Origin of the sequence: Streptococcus mitis (assembly GCF_023109515.1) — a bacterium.
Lineage (GTDB): Bacteria > Bacillota > Bacilli > Lactobacillales > Streptococcaceae > Streptococcus > Streptococcus mitis_CS.
Map to the genome: position 1 here is coordinate 223,299 of NZ_JALDUM010000002.1, position 15,876 is coordinate 239,174.

A 15,876-nucleotide genomic window follows, 5' to 3' on the forward strand; every position below is an offset into this window, starting at 1 on the left:
TACTCTTCCTGACAATCCATGCTCTATACAAAAGCAAGAGGTGGAATTTTCTCTCCCACCTCCCTGTTTCTTATTACCAAACTGGTTGATCCAAACCGTCTGATGTTTCTTCGATAACTTTTTTCACGTCATCTGTGTGGTAAGCTGCGATCACTTTCTTGATAGCATCAGCTTTTGGTGATGTTTCCCAATCTTTTTTCGCAACGATGATGTTGTACCATTGTTTTGAATTTTCATCAGCTTGTTCTTTGAAAAGTGCTTTCTTGTAGTCCAATTTTGCTTCTGTAACGAAGGTATTGTTTACAACGGCAGCGTCAACTGATGACAATGAACGAGCTGTTTGGCTAGCGTCCAATTCAGTGATTTTCAAGTTCTTTGGATTTTCTTTGATGTTAGCAACTGTTGCAAGAGCAGTTCCTGAAACATCCAATTTAATCAAGCCAGCTGATTGAAGCAAGTAAAGCGCACGGCTTTCGTTTGTAGCGTCATTCGGTACAGCGATTTCTCCGTTTGCTGGGATGTCTTCTACTTTAGTGTACTTGTTATCACTTCCATTCAAACCTGAGTAAAGGCGAATTGGAGAGATGTAAGTATCTGCAATCGCTACAAGGTCTTTTCCGTTTTCTTTGTTCCAGTTATTCAAGAAGTTATAGTGTTGGAAAGCGTTCAAGTCTACTTCGCCATCAGCAGTTGCCTTGTTTGGTTGTGAGTAGTCTGTGAACTCTGTAAATTCCAAGGTAATGCCGTCTTTTTTAACCAATTCTTGAATTTTGTCCCAACGTTTTTCTTCAGAACCGCTACGGTTAACCGTTGCGATTTTGATAGTTGTTGCATTGTCTGCTTTCTTTTCTGAGTTTCCGCAAGCTGCAAGAGCCAAACCTGCGACTGTAGCAAGGGCTGCTAGGCCAAGCCATTTTTTGATTTTCATGATTCTTTCTCCTTAAAAATAATACCGTACTAGTATCTCACAATTTGTTTTATTTCACAAATTGTTATTAGATAGTCAGATATATAGTTTAAAACTATATCCTTAAAAACTGAGAAATCATCCACCTTATTCAGAATGGATGATTTCAAGAAATTATTTAATATCAGCTTCTGCTGGTAGGTAAGTGTCTCCGAAGAATTGTTTAGACAATTTTTCAAGAGTTCCGTCTTTGTAGAGTTCTTGGATACGTTTGTCTACAAATGATTTCAACTCATCTTGACCTTTAGCAAGAAGTGGGTAAACGTAAGGCTGTTGGTCGCTTGGAAGTTCGATCACTTTCAAGTTGTCCAAACCTTGGTCCTTAATGACTGTTTCAACACCGATTTTATCAAAAATCTTGTAGTCAAACTGGCCATCGCTCAAGCGTCCCATGATTTGTTGGAAGTCCGCTTTAGTATACTTTAGGACAGTTGGATTATCTGAGTGTTGTTTGTTGTAATCTTCTAGCTGTTTAGCAGATGTTGTCCCTTGAACAACTTCTGTTGATTTTCCACCGATATCATCAAGCGATTTGATGCTAGGGTCATCTTTTTTCACTACAAGAACGTTAGGGTTTTTAGCAGTTGGAGCTGCGTAAAGGTATTTTTCAGCACGTTCTTTAGTGTAGCTGATGTTGCTAACAGCCATATTGTAACGGTCGGCATCAAGTCCTGCAAAGACTCCTGACCACTCTGTCTTCTCAAACTTGACATCATACTTGTCAGAGTCTTTAAAGATAGCGCGAACCACTTCAATTTCGTAACCAGTCAATTCGCCATTTTCTTCATAGTTGAATGGTTTTGGTGTAGCATTAGTTGCAACGATAATTTCTTTCTTGCTAGCTGCTTCTCCTTCTTTCTTAGCACCACCTGAGCAAGCTGCTAACACACCTGCAGCAACAAGCCCTAGGGCAGCAAGAGATGAGTATTTAACGATTTTTTTCATGTCATTTCCTCCAAAATAGAATACCTTATAATCTTAACAGAAAAAGACCATTTACGCCATTATATGATATCTATCTCTGTGATAGGTTTTCTTTATGGCTGATTTATACTCAATGAAAATCAAAGAGCAAACTAGGAAGCTAGCCGCAAGCTGTACTTGAGTACGGTAAGGCGACGCTGACGTGGTTTGAATTTGATTTTCGAAGAGTATTAAAAGACCAAACGCAAGAGTGCAATTAAGACCACTCCAAAGAGAACTGTTCCGACTAGATTGCGGTAGCGAAAGGCTACCCAAGCTGTTGGAAAGACGGCTAAGAAGTCTAGCAATTTAATTTGAGGAAGGCTCCCAACCTTACCTGTCACTACGCTTGAAAGAATCAAGGCAAAGATAATAGAAACAGGCAAGAACTTCAAAAAACGCTCAACGATCGCAGGCAGGCCCTTATACTTGACTAAGATGAAGGGAATCATACGGGGAATCCAAGTCACCAAGCCAGAGAAAATAACTGCTAATAAAAGATACTTACTGACCATCTAAAACCACCCCCATTGTACAACCAAGTAGCGTCGCAAACAGAACAGCTAGTGACTGAGACACCACTGTCAAGAGCAAAAAGAAGGACACCGCAACAACTGCTAGGATAATGAGCAGATTGCGGACAGGAATCCGTCTTTGCATAATCTGAAATTGCGAAGCAAAAATACCAATAAACATCCCAACCAGGGCAAAATCCAAGCCAAAGATTTCTGGATTTGGCAGCAGACCACCCAGAGCCGTTCCGACTACTGTTCCCACAAACCAAGCCACATAGCTGTTAAGATTATTTCCGTGCATCCACATCGGATGGACCTTGTCTGCATGGGCTAACTCGCCCATCAAAACGCCATAGGTCTCATCCGTCAAGAGACTAGACATACCGATATTTTGCCAGAGGCTGGTATGACGGAAATAGGTTGACGCATGCAAGCTCAACAAAAAGAGACGCAAATTAATCAAAAAGACCGTCATAGCAATAGCCGCTACAGGTGCTTGAACCGCAATCAAGGCCAGCATAGCAAACTGGGCGCTCCCAGCATAAACAAAGAGGCTCATCAAGCCCATCTCCACAGGTGTCACATAGGGCGCACCAATAATTCCACAAGCCAGTCCGATACTGACATAACCAAGGGCAGTTGGCATGGCTGCCTGCGCCCCCTCCCAAAATCCTTTTTCTTTCATCTTTCTCCTCATATTGTCTTAATAATACTCAATGAAAATCAAAGAGCAAACTAGAAAGCTAGCCGCAGGTTGCTCAAAACATTGTTTTGAGGTTGCAGATAGAAGCTGACGCGGTTTGAAGAGATTTTCTAAGAGTATAAGTAGGCTGAACAAGCTCCAGCCACAGCATGGACTATTATAACACATTCAGGAAAGAGAAAAAAGTCTGCTGATTGTAATCAGACAGACTCCATTTTATTCCATCGTATCAAAAGCAAGACTTGGTTTGGCATTGAGGTCCAAGTTTGCAAAGTTTTCTTTGTTCCACTCGCTGACGCTGGCATAGGCAATCATACCTGCATTGTCTCCGCAAAGACGCAGAGGTGGAATGATGACCTTGACATCTGTGATTTCAGTTGCTAGGCGTTCTCTGAGGCCTTTATTGGCTGCCACGCCACCTGCCACAACCAGGGTTTTAACAGGGTATTTTTCCAAGGCCTTCTTGGTTTTTGCCATAAGAATATCCAAGACAGCTGCTTGAAAGGAAGCACACAAATCCTCTGTGGACAAGCTTTCTCCCTTTTGCTCGGCATTGTGGTGAAGATTGATAAAGGCCGATTTCAAACCTGAGAATGAAAACTCCAGATTATCTTCCTTAATCATGGCACGAGGGAAATCATAAATATCCTGTCCCTGATGAGCTAGCTCGTCAATCTCACGACCAGCAGGATAGGTCAAACCCATGACACGGCCAACCTTATCATAGGCCTCACCAACCGCGTCATCTCGCGTTTCCCCAACAATCTTGTAGTCACCAGCCTCCGAAACATAAACCAACTCTGTGTGCCCACCGCTAACCAAGAGGGCTAGCAAGGGAAACTCCAAAGGCTCCACACTCTGAGCGGCCATGAGGTGGCCAGCCATGTGGTTAACGGGAATCAGCGGAAGCCCATGTGCCCAAGCAAAGGCCTTGGCAGCTGACAAACCAACTAGTAAGGCTCCGACCAAGCCCGGTCCATAGGTAACCGCCACAGCTGTTACGTCCTCTTCGGTAATTCCTGCTTCTGCTAGAGCCTCCTCGATACAGGCTGTAATGACCTCGACATGGTGACGACTGGCTACTTCAGGCACTACGCCCCCAAAACGTTTGTGACTCTCAATTTGACTAGCAATGACATTGGACAAGAGCTGGTCGTCGTTTTTCAAGACGGCGACACTGGTCTCATCACAGGATGTCTCAAATGCTAAAATATATCTATCCTTCATCTATTTCTCTCTTCATGATGATGGCGTCCTCGACTGGATCATGGTAGTAGGCTACTCTCTCCGCGATGACTGCCATTTTTTCTTTCTTGTAAAATGCTTGCGCTCGGTGATTTGACTTTCTGACTTCGAGGAAAATCTCCCTGTCTGTCGGCAATTGAGCAAACAAGGCTGACGCAATTCCCTGACCCTGATAAACTCCTTTGACAGCGATTTGCAGGACTTCTGCCTCAAAGATATTTTCCTGCACAGCTAGAAAGCCAATCACTTCTGCCCCATCATAAGCCAAAGCATACCAAGTCTGGTCTTGAGCCAGGTCTGCTTGAATTTGTTCCAGCGTCCAAGGACTGACTGGGTAAACATCCGCCATAACAGCATAGATGGCTTGAGCCAGGTCAGACTGCTGTTGGATTCGTTTGATTTCTATCATAGACGTTTAATATAAGACTCACCAGACTCGGTATGGTTCTTGAGCCAGTTTTCCTCAGCCTCAACACGTTTGAGGTAATTCGGCACAAAGTCATGCAAGGAGTCTGCTTCCTTGTCCCAAGCCAAAAGAGCAAGATTGGCTGCATTAGGCAAGGTTTCTTTGTAATTAGTCCTTGGCAAGTGTTCTTGAATCTGCTCAACAAAGGGGCCAACTTCTCCGACAAAGGTTACTTGACTAGCACCCTTGATTAGCTCAATCACTCGCTCAAAGGGCAGGTGTGCTTCTGGCATGACAGGTTTAGCATTTTCATAAAATCCTGCATAAACATTGTTGCGACGAGCATCCATCAAAGGGACGAACAAACCTTCTTGTTGGTAGGGCACCAGAGCCAAGAGGCTCGACATACCAACTAACTCAATGTTCAGAGTATGAGCCAAAGTCTTAGCAGTGGCTACCGCAATTCGCAAGCCCGTGTAGCTACCCGGTCCTTCAGCCACCACGATTCGATCCAAGTCCTTGGGTGTCCAATCTAAACTTGCCATCAAAAAATCGATGGCAGGCATGAGGGTAATACTGTGATTTTTCTTAATATTAATCGTCGTCTCGGCAAGAACCTGCTTGTCCTCTAAAATAGCGAGAGAAAGAGCCTTGCTGGACGTATCAAAAGCTAATACTTTCATAACACATTCCTATCTTTTTGTCTGCTTACTATTATACTACAAAAGCTGGCACATGGGAATTTTCTTTATCCCCAAACAAAAACGCCCCAGCATGAGCAAGGCATCTAAGCATTTAATCCAAAGTAAAATACAAACCAAACGACATAGGTTACGAGGAGGAGAAAAAGCGAGTAGAGAGTCACAAAGGTAATTTTCCACAAGAACTTGCTTTGTCGTTGTTCCAGTTTGGCAAATAGAAGATTCCCCGCATAAACGCAAGCAACAAAAACAATAAAAGCTACCAAGCGAGCTCCGATAGCAAAAGAAAATAAGTTATACATAGGGCAGCCTCCTTGACTTAAAATCTATATGGAATTATGACAAGCGATAAAAATCATTCCCATTATCAAAATAACATATTTTCTTTATTTTTGCAAACGATTACCAAAGAAATCGTCCTGTGACTTTCTCGTTTCCGTCTTTTACTAATTTTTCATTTTGTGGTATAATTGAAATAATTGTAACGAATCAAGGTCAATCTAGACACAAAATGGAATGAAATCAAGCAAATCTATGCTAAAAGTTTGGAATAAGCTGACCTGTAAAATAGAAAGGAACTATATGATTTACAAAGTTTTTTATCAAGAAACAAAAGAACGTAGCCCACGTCGTGAAACAACACGCGCACTATACCTAGACATCGATGCTAACTCAGAACTTGAGGGCCGTATCGCTGCTCGCCAACTTGTCGAAGAAAATCGCCCAGAGTACAATATCGAGTATATCGAACTCTTGTCTGACAAATTGCTAGATTACGAAAAAGAAACTGGCGCCTTCGAAATTACGGAGTTCTAATATGGCCTACACTCTTAAACCTGAAGAAGTCGGCGTTTTTGCCATCGGTGGTCTGGGAGAAATCGGGAAAAACACATACGGAATTGAATACCAAGACGAGATTATCATCGTCGATGCTGGGATTAAATTCCCAGAAGATGACTTGCTTGGTATCGACTATGTTATCCCTGACTACTCTTACATAGTCGACAATATCGACCGCGTCAAGGCTGTTTTGATTACCCACGGACACGAGGACCACATCGGTGGGATTCCTTTCCTACTCAAGCAAGCAAATGTCCCTATCTATGCTGGACCGCTTGCCTTGGCTTTGATCCGTGGAAAACTCGAAGAACACGGCCTCTTGCGCAACGCCAAACTTTACGAAATCAACCACAATACTGAGTTGACCTTTAAAAATCTCAAGGCAACTTTCTTTAGAACGACTCACTCTATTCCAGAACCTTTGGGGATTGTCATTCATACTCCTCAAGGGAAAATTGTCTGTACGGGTGACTTCAAGTTTGACTTAACACCAGTTGGTGAACCAGCAGATTTGCACCGTATGGCAGCTCTTGGTGAAGACGGTGTACTCTGTCTCCTGTCTGACTCGACAAATGCAGAAATTCCAACCTTTACCAACTCTGAAAAAGTCGTTGGCCAGTCCATCATGAAGATTATCCAAGGCATAGAGGGACGTATCATCTTTGCATCCTTTGCCTCAAATATCTTCCGTCTCCAACAAGCAACAGAAGCCGCTGTTAAGACTGGACGCAAGATTGCGGTCTTTGGTCGTTCTATGGAAAAGGCCATTGTCAACGGAATCGACCTTGGCTACATCAAAGCTCCTAAGGGAACCTTTATCGAGCCAAATGAAATAAAAGACTACCCTGCAGGCGAGGTTCTCATCCTCTGTACAGGTAGTCAGGGCGAGCCAATGGCAGCCCTCTCTCGTATCGCCAACGGAACCCACCGTCAGGTACAACTCCAACCCGGTGATACGGTTATCTTCTCTTCTAGCCCAATCCCTGGAAACACTACTAGCGTCAACAAGCTGATTAACATCATTTCAGAAGCTGGTGTCGAAGTTATCCACGGTAAGGTTAACAATATCCATACATCTGGACACGGTGGCCAACAAGAGCAAAAACTTATGCTCCGCTTGATTAAGCCAAAATACTTCATGCCTGTTCACGGTGAATACCGCATGCAAAAAGTCCATGCTGGACTTGCGGTGGATACTGGTGTTGAGAAGGACAATATCTTTATCATGAGCAATGGTGATGTGCTTGCCCTTACTGCTAACTCAGCTCGTATTGCAGGTCATTTCAACGCCCAAGACATCTATGTCGATGGAAATCGTATCGGTGAAATCGGCGCAGCTGTCCTCAAAGATCGTCGTGATCTATCTGAAGACGGTGTCGTTCTGGCAGTCGCAACTGTTGACTTCAAATCGCAGATGATTCTATCTGGTCCAGACATCCTCAGTCGAGGCTTTGTCTACATGAGAGAGTCTGGCGACTTGATTCGCCAAAGCCAACGCATCCTCTTCAATGCCATTCGTATCGCACTGAAAAACAAGGATGCTAGCGTGCAATCTGTCAATGGTGCCATTGTCAACGCTATTCGCCCCTTCCTTTATGAAAATACAGAACGTGAACCGATCATCATCCCTATGATTCTCACACCAGATGAAGAATAATACTCTTCGAAAATCTCTTCAAACCACGTCAGCTTCGCCTTGCCGTATATATGTTACTGACTTCGTCAGTTCTATCTACAACCTCAAAGCAGTGCTTTGAGAAACCTACGGCTAGCTTCCTAGTTTGCTCTTTGATTTTCATTGAGTACAAGTCAACAAAACAGCCCCGTTTTTCGGAGCTGTTTTTCTCTATGCTTTCTTTTGAGATTAAAACTCAATAAAAATCGAAATCAGACTAGAAGGCTAGGCGAAAGCATAACTTGAGTTAGGTGAGCCGAAGCCGACGACGTATCATTTTGATTTTTGAAGAGTTTTAGAAATACTACGATTTTTACCTTCCAAATACACCATCAAAATAGAAATATCTGCTGGGTTTACTCCCGAAATACGGCTGGCTTGACCGATGGTTTCTGGATTGATGAGTTTGAACTTCTGACGGGCTTCGGTTGCAATAGAATCAATGTCATCCCAGTCAATATTGGCTGGAATGCGTTTTTCTTCCATGCGTTTCATCTTGGCAACCTGATCCATAGCTTTTGAGATGTAACCTTCGTACTTGATTTCTGTTTCAATCAATTCGATAATCTTGTCATCCAAGTCCTCAGCAGCTGGCCCGATGAAGGCCACCACATCTTGGTAAGAAACTTCTGGACGGCGAAGGAATTCCTTGGCCGTCACTGCATCGGTCAACGGCTTGAAGCCCATCTCCTCAACCTTGGCATTGATTTCCTTGACTGGTTTGAGTTTGATACTATCTAGGCGCTTCATCTCATTGTCAAATTGATTTTTCTTGATTTCAAAACGAGCCCAACGTTCATCATCCACAAGGCCAATCTCACGTCCCATCTCAGTCAAACGCATATCAGCATTGTCATGGCGGAGAATGAGGCGGTATTCAGCACGACTGGTCAAAAGACGGTAAGGTTCAATGGTTCCTTTGGTCACCAAGTCATCAATCATGACCCCAATGTAACCGTCACTACGCTTCAAAATCAACTCAGGCTTGCCTTGGACTTTCAGAGCCGCATTGATACCCGCGATAATCCCTTGGCCTGCTGCCTCTTCGTAACCTGACGTTCCATTTGTTTGACCAGCAGTGAAAAGTCCGGAGATTTTCTTGGTTTCCAGAGTCGCACGCAACTGGTGAGGCAAGACCATGTCATACTCAATGGCATAACCAGTTCGCATCATCTCAGCATTTTCCAACCCTTTGATGGAATGAACCAAGTCACGCTGGACATCCTCAGGCAGACTGGTTGAAAGTCCTTGGACATAAACTTCCTCAGTATTGCGCCCTTCTGGCTCAAGGAAGAGTTGGTGACGTTCCTTGTCTGCAAAGCGCACAATCTTGTCCTCAATCGACGGACAGTAACGAGGCCCCACTCCCTTGACCACACCTGTAAACATAGGCGCACGGTGGAGATTGTTTTGGATAATCTCATGACTGGTACCATTGGTGTAGGTCAACCAGCATGGCACTTGGTCCTTGACATAATCCTCATCTCGTGAAGTGTATGAGAAATGATTAGGCGCTTCGTCTCCTGGCTGAATCTCTGTCACGTCGTAATTGATAGAAGAAGCCTTGACACGTGGAGGTGTTCCTGTCTTGAAACGACCGATTTCGAGTCCTAATTCCTTGAGATTATCAGCAAGGTTAATAGAAGCCAAGCTGTGGTTAGGACCTGATGAATACTTAAGGTCTCCAATGATAATTTCCCCACGGAGGGCAGTCCCTGTCGTCACGATAACAGCCTTAGCAGCATATTCTTGATGGGTCGCTGTACGCACACCGACAACCTTGCCATCTTCCACCAAAATCTCATCAATCATGGTCTGACGAAGGGTCAGATTTTCTTGATTTTCAACTGTCTTGCGCATTTCCTTAGAGTAAAGTTCCTTATCAGCTTGCGCACGAAGGGCACGGACAGCTGGCCCCTTCCCTGTGTTGAGCATCTTCATCTGGATGTAAGTCTTGTCAATGGTCTTAGCCATTTCACCACCGAGGGCATCGACTTCACGCACAACAATTCCCTTGGCAGAACCACCGATAGAGGGGTTACAAGGCATGAAAGCCAGCATTTCAATGTTGATAGTCGCAAGCAAGACCTTACAACCCATACGGCTAGCGGCCAAGGAAGCCTCGACCCCAGCGTGTCCCGCACCAATTACAATAATATCGTATTCTTCAGTAAAATTATATGTCATTTCTTAACCTTTCAAAAATTTCTCGTAAATAAGGAACTAACTTCTCCTCCTCTAGAGCTTGAGCCATAGTAACCCATTTAAAGTGCGTATGCTCTTCAAGATCTAATCTGATAATTGGCTTCTCCCCAACCCACTCTGCTTTATAAACTAAGCGAGTAAAGACCGTATCCTTAGAGGTATCCAGTTGACTATCTTCATGAAGAAGTTTGAGCGAACTGTTATCTAGCCGAACTCCCGCTTCTTCAATACATTCTCTAAGAGCTCCATCTCGCGGAAGTTCACCCTTTTCAACCCCGCCACCAGGAATATCCCAGTAAGTTGGATAAACATTGGGTTGTCCTCTTTTAATTTCCGAACGCTGAATGAGCAAATAATCATCACCACTATGAACAAGTACATGGGCAATAAGCTTAACCATCATTTTCTCTCCTATTCCTCAAGATGGATGTGTCTTAGTTGGCCGTCCCAATCTTGCAGGGCTGTTTTCAAAAAGACTGGAACTAGATTGATACCCTCAAGCTTGTCTATGTCAATCCATTCACAGGGCTGCCTTTTCTCATCTTCCTGCATGGTCAATGGAGCATCTTCAAGCAAATCCACCAGATAATGAAACTCGATATTGTGATAGGAAACACCGTCCTGTTCAAAACGATTTTCAACCACAAAAGCTAGCTGCCCAGCTTGAGCTTTGACACCCAGTTCTTCCCTCACTTCACGGACTACTGCGTCTTCCGTGCTTTCATTGACTTGAATTGCACCGCCGATAGTATAATACTTGCCCTCATCTTTGGTGACTAGAAGTTTGCGATTTTGGAGAATCAAGGCTGTCGCCCGAACACCAAAAACTGTATTTCCTACTTTTGTCCGAAAGTCTTGTTGAGTCATTCTTGTCCTTTCCCTTAAACGACACAAAAACAGTCAAAACTCCAAAGAAGTGCAGGACAAAAAAGCCTGCAACATCCATGAGCTTTGACCATCATTTCTATTGCTTTTATTATTGTAGCAAATTGAGAAAATTTGTCAATCTAAATGTACTGACAAACTTGTCCATCTCGATAAGCATTGTCAATCAAACCACCACCTAGACATTCTTCGCCATCGTAAAAGACAACTGCCTGTCCTGGTGTGATCGCACGCTGTGGCTCCGCAAAGATAACCTCTGCCTTGTCTCCTTTGACATGGACGGTCACCTTAGAATCAGGCTGACGGTAGCGGAATTTAGCCGTACATTCGAGCGTAAACTCTTCTGGCATCTCACGAGTAAAGTGAACTTGGCTAGCCTCTAGGCTGGTTGACATGAGCGAATCATGATAGAATCCTTGTCCTACATAGAGAATGTTCTTACTTAGGTCTTTTCCGACAACGAACCAAGGGGCATTGTCACCACCGTGTTGCCCACCGATACCAAGTCCACCACGCTGACCAATCGTATAGTACATAAGCCCAGCATGCTCGCCCATATCACGACCATCTACAGTCATCATGCGGCCAGGCTGAGCTGGCAGGTAGTTGCTGAGAAAGTTTTTAAAGTTCTTTTCTCCGATAAAGCAAATCCCTGTCGAGTCTTTCTTCTTAGCAGTTGCAAGGCCTGCTTCTTCTGCTAGTCTGCGAACTTCAGGCTTTTCCAAATGTCCCAAGGGGAACATGGTTTTTTGAAGTTGTTCTTGCGAAAGCTGGCTAAGGAAATAGGTCTGATCCTTGCCATTGTCCACGCCACGAAGCATGTGAACTGTTCCATCCTCATCACGCGCCACTCGGGCATAATGCCCAGTCGCTACATAGTCTGCTCCCAAGGTCATGGCATAGTCCAGAAAGGCCTTGAACTTTATTTCCTTGTTACACATAACATCTGGATTTGGCGTGCGCCCTGCACGGTATTCCGCTAGGAAATACTCGAAAACGCGGTCCCAGTACTCTTTTTCAAAATTGACAGAGTAGTAGGGAATGCCAATCTGGTCTGCCACCGCAGCCACATCCTTGTAATCTTCGGTCGCCGTACAGACGCCGTTTTCATCTGTGTCATCCCAGTTCTTCATGAAGATACCGATCACATCGTAGCCCTGCTCCTTGAGCAAAAGAGCCGTCACCGACGAATCAACACCACCACTCATCCCCACGACAACACGTGTTTTAGAGTTATCACTCATGGTAAGTCTCCCATCTATTCGTTTATTTATACCCCTCAAAATTCTATTTACTATGACTTTCAATAGAATTTATTTGAGTATAGTCATTTCGTTTGCTTTTAGTACTAGGCAACGAGTCGTAGGCATAACCTGAGTTAGGCAAGACGAGTTAACGACGTAATAAAAGATAAACGAAATGACTAGTTCACGATTGAAGGTCGTGTGTGCTTAACGATTGAAGGTCGCTTGAGCAGTATTCATTATAACATGCTTGGTTGGAGAAGACAAGAAAGAGGCTGATAATCGACCAACCTCTTTCATAAAATAATCAATCCTTGAACAAAATCCATTGTTGAAATGCTGTTCTAAACCATTGATCGCTCAGATTTCCCAGAATAGAGCTGTTCTAACTATCGAACAGATTAAATCCATACATATCCACGCAATTCTACGTTTAGAATTGCTATAAAATAAATGTTTTAGGGATATTCTAAGTCTTTGACTGCTTAAAATTTTACGTTCTAAAGGATTTTAAAGCTAGAATAGCATAAAAATCATGAAAACTGAACTATTCGAAGCTTCAGAGTCATACGATTTCCATAGGAAGTATCTTTTTAGTACGTGTGGTTAGGAGGTGATTTTAGGGAATCTCCCAAAAACAACCAATTTCCTATTTTTATCAATCAAAAAATGTTGATAAATGAGTGTTTTAAAATTAAATTTTAAAGGTATCCTTAAATCTAAAGATTTTTGATAAGATTTCTGTATTTTTCACAATTCAATGATTCGATGACATTGTTGGGCTACATAAGCATCGTGGGTCACAATAATGACTGTTTTCCCTTCTCGATTCATCTCTAAGAGAAACTTCAAGACCAAATCTCTATTTTCAGGATCCAGAGAACCTGTTGGTTCATCGGCTAAAATCAGCTGGCTGGGTTTTAAGATGGCTCTAGCAACTGCAATTCGTTGTTGTTCGCCACCAGACAACTCGGAGACCTTTTGATGCAACGTAGCTGACAAACCTACTCTCTCTAAAATCTCTTCCACCTTTTTGAGCTTGTCTTTCTTGGACAATTTCACATATTTCAGCGCCAGCATGAGATTGTACTCGACCGTTTCATCATCAATCAGGGCAAAATTTTGAAACAGATAAGAGATATGTTCACGGATTATTGTTTGCGACTTGGCAGAATTGACCGCTAGATTTGTCTGACCAAAAATCTCATACCGTCCGCTATAATCACCATCTATCAAACCTAATAAATTTAACAAGGTCGACTTACCACTACCACTTTTTCCAACGATGGCAACCAAATCTCCCTGATCAATCCTGAGAGATAAGTGATCCAAAATCACTTTTCCTCCAATGGTTTTGGTAATATTTTCCAACTCAATCATAAGATGCCCCCTTTCAATAACTCTACTAGACTTCTTTTCTCCATCCTAGAAGCCAAGACTAACACAAATAGTATATCCAGACATGTAAAGCCTGCAAACAGCAGGAGTGGCAAGAGCGCATGGGCAAAGAAAATCAATACTAGAAGAGGGAGACTATAGCCCAACAAAAGTAGAACGAGGAGAGGACGGTAGCGATCGACCAGTTTCCACCCCATAAACTTCTTGGTAATGATATCCCTGCGCTTCAACAAGAAAGTGGTAATGAGTAAAAAGTAGGAGACAATCATACTGAGAAGAGCAAATAAGGCAAAAAGAACGTTAAAATTACGAACAGAATCCCGATAGGTATCAACTATCTCCTCTTGAATTGCTTGAATCGATGAAAATTTTAAATAGCTACCATCAGATAAGTTATCGACTAACTCTGTAATCACTTTTTGATTTTGTTCTGTATTTTCAACTTTCATCGGATTGTTTAAACCTGTCGTTGACAAGTGAGTCTTTTCTTCCCACATCATGTCTTGATCATTTACCAGACTAATGATTGGATTGTGGAGATTTTCCTTTCGCTCATTATTATAAGGGAAGAAAGACCAATCTCCTTCATAGTAGGCAATTTCTACATCCATATCTTCTATCCTTTGCTTTTGCTGATCTTCATACCTCATAGAAAGATAGGCGATGGATTTTCCCAAGAACTGATTCTTGCCTTCTTGTCCTTTGTCACTGGCTGGCAACAAAATCACCTTTTTAGTGCCGATATCAGGTAACTTAAAGCCCTGACTCTCTAAAAATTGACGGTTTGCATAGTAAACATCTACCTTATCAGGCAGTTGGTACTGCTGTACTTGTTCAGCTTTGATGACTGGTTTGATAGGAAGACTCGCACCTCGCACATAGTTTACTTGTGTTTTTGCTAGCAAATCTTGATAAAATTGGTAGAAATAATCTGTAGATTTTCCTGACCCTGCTAGCTCTTCTTGCCACAGGTTATCATTGAGTTGGAAGGTTTCTAAGGTCAGGTAATTCCCTTGGCTTACCCACTGTTGCTGATAAGCAAGTTCTTTGTTTTCTTGTTCTAAACTTCTGCCCACCCCAATCAGTAAGGCCGTCAGTAAAATAGTTGTCCCTATTTTCATCACATAATTGAAGATGAGACCAAGTTTGACAGATGAAAAACCTTTCAACATGGAACTGACTGTCATTTTCTGAATCATCAGGTAGGTCAGCCAACTGATGAACAAATACAACTGTAAAAGCAGAAATTGGGATAAGAGTAAACTTGGAAACAAAAGTTTTGGTCTGTAGTCCAGCACTAAAAATAGTCCCAAGTCAATGATAAGACTTCCACCCAAGAGAAGATAAAAATTAGTCTTTACAAAACCAGCTAAAATCGCCCTGCTTTGAAAACCAAGTAACTTTTGAACCCCCACTCGTTTCATCTCCATCATCGGCTGATAAACTGTCATTAAAATCACAAGCAAGATTGCTAAGATGAAGATAATGATAGATAGTAACAAAGCTTGATTTAGCACTCCAACCTGACTTCGGTAAGTGGGTTCTAATAAAATCGTCTTATCTATCTGGAAAAAATCACTCCACTTTTGTAGAATGGTATCACGATCTATCTCTTTGCTGGAGGTAATCATATAGCGCCCATTTACAGTATGAGATTTATCCTCAATATAGGATTGGAAGGTCTGGAGTCGAATGAGTTTCACCTTTAAAAAGGTGGGAATGGTTCCTAGATTATTGGGAAGGTTCTGGTTGCTGTAGACTCCCTTCTCATTCTTTGAAAAATCAAGAGAAGTCAGACCGAACTCCTGATAGGGGAAGGTTTCCTTATCAAAAACACCAGCCTTGACCACCTCATCGCCATTATCTACTTTGATAATAGAGACCTTGTCTTGACTTGTAACCTCTTCAAAAAACTGGAGAATAGTTTCTGTCGGTTTAGTGACATCTTTCAAGTACAAGTCAAATGAATAAGCTGTCTTACCCATCTCCTGAATCCGCACTATTTCTCGTGTAACATTTACATTCAGGACAAAAAACGTAGTACACAGCAAGAGCAGGAGCATACAAAGATGACTGATTTTTTTCATAGAGATACCTCCCGTGAAGAGACGAAACTGGGAAAAACTAAC

At 42.7% G+C, this 15,876-nt stretch carries 16 protein-coding genes; 2 read left to right on the top strand and 14 right to left on the bottom strand.

The genetic code is table 11. The annotated features are described in order from the left end of the window. Positions 1 to 73 precede the first annotated feature (73 nt). The 8 genes from M1G05_RS06740 to M1G05_RS06775 all read right to left on the bottom strand — a co-directional run bounded on the left by M1G05_RS06740 (position 74) and on the right by M1G05_RS06775 (position 5,802). Positions 74 to 928, bottom strand: coding sequence for a MetQ/NlpA family ABC transporter substrate-binding protein (locus tag M1G05_RS06740; protein ID WP_000694505.1), 855 nt, complete (start codon positions 926 to 928; stop codon positions 74 to 76). Positions 929 to 1,081: 153 nt separating this feature from the next. Beyond that, complete coding sequence (locus tag M1G05_RS06745; RefSeq protein WP_049500712.1) at positions 1,082 to 1,912, bottom strand: amino acid ABC transporter substrate-binding protein; 831 nt, start codon at positions 1,910 to 1,912, stop codon at positions 1,082 to 1,084. 209 nt (positions 1,913 to 2,121) lie between these two features. After that, a complete protein-coding gene (locus M1G05_RS06750; RefSeq protein ID WP_049515534.1) occupies positions 2,122 to 2,445 on the bottom strand; it encodes an AzlD domain-containing protein in 324 nt (107 codons plus the stop codon). Further along, positions 2,435 to 3,130 (bottom strand): AzlC family ABC transporter permease, encoded by a 696-nt coding sequence (locus tag M1G05_RS06755; protein WP_084865160.1) that lies wholly within the window; start codon positions 3,128 to 3,130, stop codon positions 2,435 to 2,437. The genes M1G05_RS06750 and M1G05_RS06755 overlap by 11 nt, the downstream gene beginning before the upstream one ends. Positions 3,131 to 3,364: 234 nt before the next feature. Then, positions 3,365 to 4,375 carry a tRNA (adenosine(37)-N6)-threonylcarbamoyltransferase complex transferase subunit TsaD gene (gene tsaD, locus M1G05_RS06760; protein ID WP_247953395.1) on the bottom strand — a complete coding sequence of 337 codons (1,011 nt, stop codon included), beginning with the start codon at positions 4,373 to 4,375 and terminating at the stop codon, positions 3,365 to 3,367. After that, positions 4,365 to 4,802, bottom strand: a complete 438-nt coding sequence (gene rimI / locus M1G05_RS06765; protein ID WP_247953396.1) for a ribosomal protein S18-alanine N-acetyltransferase — start codon at positions 4,800 to 4,802, stop codon at positions 4,365 to 4,367. Before rimI ends, tsaD begins: the two co-directional genes overlap by 11 nt. Further along, complete coding sequence (gene tsaB, locus M1G05_RS06770) at positions 4,799 to 5,482, bottom strand: tRNA (adenosine(37)-N6)-threonylcarbamoyltransferase complex dimerization subunit type 1 TsaB (RefSeq protein WP_000865697.1); 684 nt, start codon at positions 5,480 to 5,482, stop codon at positions 4,799 to 4,801. The genes rimI and tsaB overlap by 4 nt, the downstream gene beginning before the upstream one ends. A gap of 104 nt (positions 5,483 to 5,586) precedes the next feature. After that, entirely contained in the window at positions 5,587 to 5,802 is a 216-nt protein-coding gene (locus M1G05_RS06775) for a hypothetical protein (protein ID WP_247953397.1), read from the bottom strand. Between the two features lie 280 nt (positions 5,803 to 6,082). Here M1G05_RS06775 and M1G05_RS06780 point away from each other — a divergent pair, with 280 nt between their 5' ends. Together M1G05_RS06780 and rnjA are read left to right on the top strand one after the other, a co-directional pair. Beyond that, on the top strand, positions 6,083 to 6,316 hold the full coding sequence (locus M1G05_RS06780) for a DNA-dependent RNA polymerase subunit epsilon (RefSeq protein WP_000639571.1): 234 nt from the start codon (positions 6,083 to 6,085) through the stop codon (positions 6,314 to 6,316). A gap of 1 nt (position 6,317) precedes the next feature. Beyond that, positions 6,318 to 7,997, top strand: a complete 1,680-nt coding sequence (gene rnjA / locus M1G05_RS06785; RefSeq protein WP_049500725.1) for a ribonuclease J1 — start codon at positions 6,318 to 6,320, stop codon at positions 7,995 to 7,997. A 291-nt stretch (positions 7,998 to 8,288) separates the two neighbouring features. Here the strand turns inward: rnjA and mnmG are convergent, their stop codons facing one another. From mnmG to M1G05_RS06815, 6 genes are all read right to left on the bottom strand, one after another. Beyond that, complete coding sequence (gene mnmG / locus M1G05_RS06790; RefSeq protein WP_247953398.1) at positions 8,289 to 10,202, bottom strand: tRNA uridine-5-carboxymethylaminomethyl(34) synthesis enzyme MnmG; 1,914 nt, start codon at positions 10,200 to 10,202, stop codon at positions 8,289 to 8,291. Then, positions 10,192 to 10,623 carry an NUDIX hydrolase gene (locus M1G05_RS06795; protein ID WP_033685614.1) on the bottom strand — a complete coding sequence of 144 codons (432 nt, stop codon included), beginning with the start codon at positions 10,621 to 10,623 and terminating at the stop codon, positions 10,192 to 10,194. The genes mnmG and M1G05_RS06795 overlap by 11 nt, the downstream gene beginning before the upstream one ends. A gap of 8 nt (positions 10,624 to 10,631) precedes the next feature. Beyond that, on the bottom strand, positions 10,632 to 11,087 hold the full coding sequence (locus tag M1G05_RS06800; protein ID WP_033685615.1) for an NUDIX hydrolase: 456 nt from the start codon (positions 11,085 to 11,087) through the stop codon (positions 10,632 to 10,634). A 140-nt stretch (positions 11,088 to 11,227) separates the two neighbouring features. Continuing rightward, positions 11,228 to 12,349 (bottom strand): tRNA 2-thiouridine(34) synthase MnmA, encoded by a 1,122-nt coding sequence (gene mnmA, locus M1G05_RS06805; protein WP_001282954.1) that lies wholly within the window; start codon positions 12,347 to 12,349, stop codon positions 11,228 to 11,230. 750 nt (positions 12,350 to 13,099) lie between these two features. Beyond that, positions 13,100 to 13,729, bottom strand: a complete 630-nt coding sequence (locus M1G05_RS06810; protein ID WP_049500733.1) for an ABC transporter ATP-binding protein — start codon at positions 13,727 to 13,729, stop codon at positions 13,100 to 13,102. Beyond that, positions 13,726 to 15,834: a bacteriocin-associated integral membrane family protein gene (locus M1G05_RS06815; protein WP_247953399.1), complete on the bottom strand. Its 2,109-nt coding sequence runs from the start codon at positions 15,832 to 15,834 to the stop codon at positions 13,726 to 13,728. The genes M1G05_RS06810 and M1G05_RS06815 overlap by 4 nt, the downstream gene beginning before the upstream one ends. Between the last annotated feature and the right edge of the window lie 42 nt (positions 15,835 to 15,876).